Here is a 1,978-nt window from a genome sequence, read left to right as displayed (position 1 = left end):
TTATATCACTATTCTCTATCGCCTTTATTAATACATCGGTGAATGTTTCTATACTTTCAACATAAGAGTTATTTAATATTTCATTTCGAGTATAGGTAGATAAATACCCCAGTACCAATCCATAATAAGGTGAGTGACTAGAGGAGAATTTAAGTAACATCTTATGCAATCCTGTTAAATATACTTGAGACAAATTGTCCATCAGGTCCTCTATTAAATAGCTGTATAATTCACGACTTTTAAAAAGTGCAGAACTCTGCTTTTCAGAGTTCTGCACTTTTTTTAGTAGTAAGCATATGACTTATACTATTTACAAAAGTACAATTCTATTCCTTTTTAGACTAAAGTAGAAACAAATTATAGATAATGCTCCATCTCAATAAATGTATAAACTGAGTTGTTAGTCTCTTGAGAGTACTCCCTCGTTTTTGAAAAACCTAATCTACTGTATACTTTTTGTGCTCTATGATTAAAGTCTACTACACTTAAACGGATTGTTGAGATATTGTAATTGTCTCGAATAAATTCAATTATAATTCTAATAAATTCCTCACCCAGACCTTTACCTGTATATTCTGGTTTAATTCCGATACCCATTTCAATTACACTTCCAGTTGAGTATAAAGCGAAAAAGCCAAACAGTTCATTATTATTTAGCACCTGAAAATAATTGTCTGCTCTTAATTCTGGTGTTGTAATCTCTTCATAATCCTCTGGATCTTCTGTCATATTATAAAAGGAATATTGATCTGGATACTTCCAATTATCAGCAATTTCTTTAGCGTTTTCATTGCTCAATTTTTCTATTATAAGTTGCATGCTCATCCTCCTGAATTAATTTTATCAAACTAAAATATAGATTTTAGTTAGTATTAACTTCCGAAATATGATTTACTAATTCTTCGATGGTCTGGTTAGAGAAAATCGCTGTCGGTGAAATATTAGTATTACTTTTCTTTAACCTTAATGCGATTCTCAAACTAGAAATTGAGTCTCCACCCAAATCAAAAAAGTTATCACTCAACTTTAAACTATCCACCTGTAAGATGTCTTTCCAAGCAGACACAACAATCTTTTCTATAGTAATTGCATTATCGTTAGAATTATTTATTTCTAGTTTATTTTCTAACATTCTCATAATGTCCTCTTCAAATCTTTTTAAGAACGATTGGATTTTAAACCGTTTAGTTTCATCATTAAACATAAAGCCTACTTCAGTTTTATAGTTTAACGAAACTATAAAACTTCTATTGAAATTACTTCCAGCTCTGTAATCTATATCAGAAATCCCTATTTCATCGAAAAGTTCATTATTAATTGGGTAATCCTGAAAAACAAAAATATCTGAAAACATTTCGCTATTCTCTCTTAAAGTTCTTTTAGAAGATCTTAGAATACTATTCAAGGAGACATCTCCATGCTTTACTAGATTAGTTAGATACTTTTGAACTTCATCAAGTAATTCATCAAAAGTTGGAATCTGTTTAAAATCTACTTTCATAGGTAAAGTATTAAGTAAGCAACCTACAAGATTTAACTCTTCTAACCCTAAATTTTGTCTACCAGAGTTCGTGACTCCTACTACTGTTAGATCATCCTGGTTATCCTCATGAGTAAGCTTAAGATATAGAGATAAGTATACTACATTCGGTGAAACATTCTTCCGTTTAGCATATTCTAAGATTTTCTCAGTAATATCATTACCTAGATATATACTTTCTGTTTTAGCCATGTTGGAATTTTCATTTTCTACTTTAGGCTTCTCGGGAATATTCCTAATGTAATCTTTCCAAAATTCAAGACTCTTTTGATAAGTTTGATTCTTATTAAGATACTCTCTAAACTGATCATTAATATCAATATGAATTTCTTTACCTTGGATAAGATTATTATTATGATTGAAGATTTGACTTAACAAGTACGCACTACTCCAACTGGATCTACGTCACACCAGCCATCACGAAGCATGTGAATATAC

3 protein-coding genes and 1 pseudogene are annotated in these 1,978 nt (G+C 30.3%); all 4 read right to left on the bottom strand.

Features of this window, described 5'->3' with window-relative positions; translation table 11 throughout:
- Window positions 1–202, bottom strand: a 202-nt coding sequence (locus N784_RS17035) for a hypothetical protein (protein ID WP_232306044.1), incomplete at its 3' end; no start/stop codon positions are given.
- 155 nt (window positions 203–357) lie between these two features.
- Window positions 358–819 carry a GNAT family N-acetyltransferase gene (locus N784_RS15620; RefSeq protein WP_036836500.1) on the bottom strand — a complete coding sequence of 154 codons (462 nt, stop codon included), beginning with the start codon at window positions 817–819 and terminating at the stop codon, window positions 358–360.
- Window positions 820–862: 43 nt separating this feature from the next.
- Window positions 863–1,132: a phosphopantetheine-binding protein gene (locus N784_RS17155; protein WP_269745345.1), complete on the bottom strand. Its 270-nt coding sequence runs from the start codon at window positions 1,130–1,132 to the stop codon at window positions 863–865.
- Window positions 1,124–1,921: pseudogene (locus N784_RS15615) on the bottom strand (condensation domain-containing protein); the annotation flags it as partial. The gene N784_RS17155 and the pseudogene N784_RS15615, both read right to left, overlap by 9 nt.
- Window positions 1,922–1,978 lie beyond the last annotated feature (57 nt).

This window comes from Pontibacillus litoralis JSM 072002 (assembly GCF_000775615.1).
Taxonomy (GTDB): Bacteria; Bacillota; Bacilli; order Bacillales; family BH030062; genus Pontibacillus; species Pontibacillus litoralis.
This window is presented reverse-complemented; position numbering and strand designations above follow the sequence as displayed.